The organism is Paraburkholderia sp., from assembly GCF_034668105.1.
Taxonomy (GTDB): domain Bacteria; phylum Pseudomonadota; class Gammaproteobacteria; order Burkholderiales; family Burkholderiaceae; genus Paraburkholderia.
This window is the reverse complement of record NZ_JAXDPY010000043.1, coordinates 1-4,468: the sequence shown is the minus strand read 5'-3', so window position 1 is coordinate 4,468 and position 4,468 is coordinate 1. Positions and strand designations below refer to the sequence as shown.

General features: G+C 64.3%; 4 protein-coding genes and 1 pseudogene. All 5 read right to left on the bottom strand.

Going from position 1 to position 4,468, the window contains the following annotated elements; all coding sequences use genetic code 11:
* A pseudogene (locus tag QOC89_RS02250) lies at nucleotides 1-206 on the bottom strand (Mur ligase domain-containing protein); the annotation flags it as partial.
* Nucleotides 203-1,765 carry a UDP-N-acetylmuramoyl-L-alanyl-D-glutamate--2,6-diaminopimelate ligase gene (locus tag QOC89_RS02245; protein WP_323043529.1) on the bottom strand — a complete coding sequence of 521 codons (1,563 nt, stop codon included), beginning with the start codon at nucleotides 1,763-1,765 and terminating at the stop codon, nucleotides 203-205. The gene QOC89_RS02245 and the pseudogene QOC89_RS02250, both read right to left, overlap by 4 nt.
* Nucleotides 1,762-3,627: a penicillin-binding protein 2 gene (locus QOC89_RS02240; RefSeq protein WP_323043528.1), complete on the bottom strand. Its 1,866-nt coding sequence runs from the start codon at nucleotides 3,625-3,627 to the stop codon at nucleotides 1,762-1,764. The genes QOC89_RS02245 and QOC89_RS02240 overlap by 4 nt, the downstream gene beginning before the upstream one ends.
* The gene (gene ftsL / locus QOC89_RS02235) at nucleotides 3,624-3,974 is read right to left on the bottom strand and encodes a cell division protein FtsL (RefSeq protein WP_323043527.1); all 351 of its coding nucleotides are present in this window, start codon (nucleotides 3,972-3,974) and stop codon (nucleotides 3,624-3,626) included. Before ftsL ends, QOC89_RS02240 begins: the two co-directional genes overlap by 4 nt.
* A partial coding sequence (gene rsmH, locus QOC89_RS02230) for a 16S rRNA (cytosine(1402)-N(4))-methyltransferase RsmH (RefSeq protein WP_323043526.1) occupies nucleotides 3,971-4,468 on the bottom strand: 498 nt, incomplete at its 5' end. The genes ftsL and rsmH, both read right to left, overlap by 4 nt.

Genomic DNA, 4,468 nt, shown 5'->3' with positions numbered 1-4,468 from the left:
ACGTTGCGCGAGGCGACTTCCGGCAGGAAATCGTGCGCGTCGAAACGATCGCCTTTGATCGCGACGAACAGATCGCCGGGACCGGCGCTGCGGCTATCGGTCGACACGCGTTCGAACGTCACGCTATCGTCACCGAGCACGGTCGCGCCGGAGATGAGCGCGGCGGCTTCACGCAACGAGAACATCGCAGTATCTCGCTGGGTCATTCGCCACCTCCGCGTGCGTGGGTTGCCCGCGCGGCGAGCGCGAGGCGAGCGTGGTCCTGATCGGAGAAAGCGCGCTTCTTACCCATGATTTCCTGTGTTGCTTCGTGCCCCTTGCCCGCCAGCACGATGACGTCTTCACGTGCGGCGCCGCGGATCGCTTGCAGGATCGCGCTCGCGCGGTCTTCGACGCGGCGCGCCTTCGACGCGTCTGTCATGCCCGCGGCGATCTGCTCGATGATCGATTGCGGATCTTCGCTGCGCGGGTTGTCGCTGGTGACGACCACACCGTCCGCGAACTTCTCGGCGATCGCGCCCATCAGCGGACGTTTGGTCGCATCGCGATCGCCGCCGCAGCCGAATATGCAGATCAGTTCGCCGCCGCGTGCGGCTGCCATCGGGCGCAGGGCTTCGAGTGTCTTTTCCAGCGCGTCCGGCGTGTGCGCGTAGTCGATCACGACGAGCGGCTCGTCGTTCTGCAAGCGGCCGCCCAGACGTTGCATGCGGCCATTGACCGGCTCGAGTTTCGCGAGTTCGGCCAGCGCGGCGTCGAACGGCACCTCGGCGGCGAGCAACGCGCCCAGCACGCCGAGCAGATTGCTGACGTTGAATGCGCCGAGCGTTTGCACTTCGACTTCGGCGTTGCCCCAATCTGAGGTGGTCAGGTGAAAAGCGGTGCCGGTGGCCGTGGCGCGCACGTTCGAGGCAAGCAGTAATGCATCGGCTTGCGGCGCAGCGCCGCCCGGCGCATCTTTCGGCGCTTCGTCGAGGCCGTAGGCGAACGTGCGGGCATGGCCCTTCGCGCTCGCGAGCAGACGGCGGCCGGCGGCATCGTCGCGATTGATCACCGCGGCGCGCAGCCCCGGCCAGGCGAACAGACGCGCCTTGGCGGCTTCGTAGGCTTCGAACGTGCCGTGATAGTCGAGGTGGTCTTGGGTGAGATTCGTGAACACGGCGATATCGAACGCCGTGCCATTCACGCGGCCTTGATGCAGCGCGTGCGACGATACTTCCATCGCCACCGCCTGAGCGCCGGCGTCGCGCAACTGCGCGAGACTGCGCTGCAGTTGCGGGGCGTCAGGCGTTGTGAAGCCGGTGTGGACGAGTTGACCCGGCAGACCCGTGCCCAGCGTGCCGATGATCGCGCAACGTTTGCCGAGCGCGGTCAGCGCCGCGGAAGTCCATTGGCTGCACGAAGTCTTGCCGTTCGTGCCGGTGATGCCGACCGCCAGCATTGCGTCGCTCGGATCGTTATACCAGGCGCTCGCAATCGAGCCGGCGAGTTCGTTCAACCCCGGCACGGCCAGCGTTGTGGACGGATCGATCGCGCCGCTAAAACCTTCGGGCTGAACCAGCACGGCTGTCGCGCCACGCTCGATCGCGCCGTCGATGAACGGGCGGTTATCCGCGCCGTCGACCGCGTAGGCGAAAAACGCGTCGCCGGCCGCAAGCGAACGTGTATCGGCATGCAGATGCGCGCCCGGCTGCACGTGAGCGTGCAGCCAGTTGAGCGCGTCGGCGATTTGCCGGTGCGCTGGGTGCTTCTTGCGCAGCACGCTCATCGCACGACTCCGGGATGGCTCTTCGCGTTGGCGGCGATCGTCATCTTCTTCGCGCCAGCGCTGGTGGAAAGTTTCTTGACCATTGCGGACGTGGGCGGTGCGCTCGGTGCGGCAGGCGCCGAATCGTCGGACACCACCATCTGCTTGACCGGCATATCGGGCGGCACATTCAGCGAGCGCAGCGTATCGCCGACGATCGAAGAGAACACCGGCCCCGACACCTGACCACCAAAGTGACTGCCCGCCGTCGGTTCGTCCACCGAGACGGCCACGACGATGCGCGGATTCGGCATCGGCGCCATGCCGACGAACGATGCGCGGTACTTGGAGTGGTCGTAGCCGTGGGCGCCGTGCTTGTACGCGGTACCGCTCTTGCCGCCGACGCGATAGCCCGGCACGGCCGCGTCCGGCGACGTGCCGCCCGGCGCCGTCACCGTTTCGAGGATCGTGCGCATTTCGCGAGCGGTGGTGGGCGAGAAAATTTGCGGCCCTGTTGCCGGTTGATCGCCAGGCGTGCGGAAAATCGACACCGGCATGATCTGGCCGTCATGCGCGATCGCGGTGTACGCACGGCCCAACTGGAACAGCGACACCGACAAGCCGTAGCCGTACGACATGGTCGCCTGCTCGATGCGGCGCCAGCTCTTCCACGGACGCAGACGGCCCGCCGCCGCACCCGGGAAGCCGACCTTCGGCGCCTGGCCGAGACCGATGCTGGTGTACATATTCCACATCTCTTCGGGCTTGAGCTGCATGGCGATCTTCGTCGCGCCGATGTTGCTCGACTTCTGGATCACGCCCCCCACCGTCAGCACGCCGAACGCGCTGTCGTCGGTAATCGGCGCACCGTCGAGCACAAAGCGGCCCGACCCCGTGTCTACCAGTGTAGTCGGCGTCACGCGGTGCAGGTCCAGCGCGAGCGACACCGTGAACGGCTTCATGATCGAACCCGGTTCGAAGGTGTCCGTGAGAATGCGGTTGCGCAGCTGGTCGCCCGTGAGGTGCGTACGGTCGTTCGGGTTGTACGTCGGATAATTGACCAGCGCCAGCACTTCGCCGGTCCGCACGTCGACCACCATCGCCGCGCCGGCCTTCGCCTTGAATTTCTCGACGGCCGCTTTCAAATTCGTATAGGCGATGTACTGAATCTTGCTGTCGATCGAAAGATCGACATCCTGGCCGTTGTGCGGCACGACCTGCTCGTCCACATCCTCGATGATGTGGCCCATGCGGTCTTTAATGACGCGGCGGCTGCCCGACAGGCCGGCCAGCAACTTCTGGTCGCCGAGTTCGACGCCTTCCTGGCCTTCGTCTTCGACATTGGTGAAGCCAACCAGGTGAGCCGTGATCTCGCCTTCCGGGTAGAAGCGCTTGTACTCGTCGCGCGCATAAATGCCGGGGATGTCCAGTGCGGCGACTTGTGCGGCGACGTCGACCGGCACCTGGCGCTTCACGTACACGAAGTTCTTGTCCTCCGACAGCTTGGCGCGCAACTCCTTGTTCGTCATGCCGAGCAGCTTGCCGAGCTGGTTCAGCTTGTCGGCGCCGAGGTCGTCGGGCACGGATTCCGGAATTGCCCAGATCGCGCGCACCGGCAAGCTCGTGGCGAGCACGAGACCATTACGGTCGAGAATCTTGCCGCGCGTGGCCGGCAGTTCGAGCCGGCGCTGATAGCGGATTTCGCCCTGCTTCAGATAGAACGCGTTGCCCGGACCCTGAATCCAGAAGGCGCGCGCGGTCAGCGCGACGAACGCCATGAAGAGCATGAACACGACGAGTTTCGAACGCCACATCGGCAGGCGCACGGACAGAATCGGGTTCGCCGAAAAGGCGACGCTCTTGCGAGTCGACGATTTTTTCATCGCACGCCTCCGCGACGAGTTACGGCCGGCGCAGAGGCTGGGCCGGAAGTCGGGATCGGCGCGTCCTCAGCCTTGGCCGCGCCCGGGTCGAGCGTCAGGTACTGGGTGCGGCCGGTGCTGACCGCTTGCATCTTCAGCGAATCGGTGGCGATCTGCTCGATGCGCGACGTCTTCGACAGCGCGCTCTGCTGATATTGAAGCTGTGAATAGTCCTGCTGCAGCTGGCGCTCCTGCGATTGCGCGCGCTGCAACTGGATAAAGATCTGGCGCTGCTGATTAGTTGCATTGACGACAGACAAAGCGCAGCCCATCAGGATCATCAGCAGGAAGATATTGAGGCGATTCATGGTGCGATCCGCTCCGCCACGCGCATCACGGCAGAGCGGGCACGCGGATTCGCGGCGACTTCAGCATCGCTTGCGAACACGCGGCCGATGATTTTGAGCGGAGGGCTCGGCAGATCGACTGCGCGAATCGGCAGACGGCGATCCACTGCAGGCGTACTGGCGTGCGCCTGCATGAATCGTTTGACGATCCGGTCCTCGAGCGAATGAAAGCTGATGACCACCAGCCGCCCCCCTTGCTCCAACAGCGACAACGCTGCTTCTAAAACGACTTGCAGCTCCGCAAGCTCTTGATTGATGTGAATCCGTATAGCTTGAAAGGTGCGGGTTGCCGGATCCTTGCCCTTCTCACGGGTTTTGACGACGTTAGCCACGATTTGGGCAAGCTCGCCCGTGCTGACGAGAGGCCCAAGACGGTCGGACTCTGCCCGGCGAGCAACAAGCGCCTTTGCAATCTGAAAAGCAAACCGTTCTTCCCCATAATCTCGTATCACCTC

Coding starts and splice junctions, on each gene's coding strand:
- QOC89_RS02245 (WP_323043529.1), bottom strand. CDS start 1,765: ATGAGCGTGCTGCGCAAGAAGCACCCAGCGCACCGGCAAATCGCCGAC.
- QOC89_RS02240 (WP_323043528.1), bottom strand. CDS start 3,627: ATGAAAAAATCGTCGACTCGCAAGAGCGTCGCCTTTTCGGCGAACCCG.
- ftsL (WP_323043527.1), bottom strand. CDS start 3,974: ATGAATCGCCTCAATATCTTCCTGCTGATGATCCTGATGGGCTGCGCT.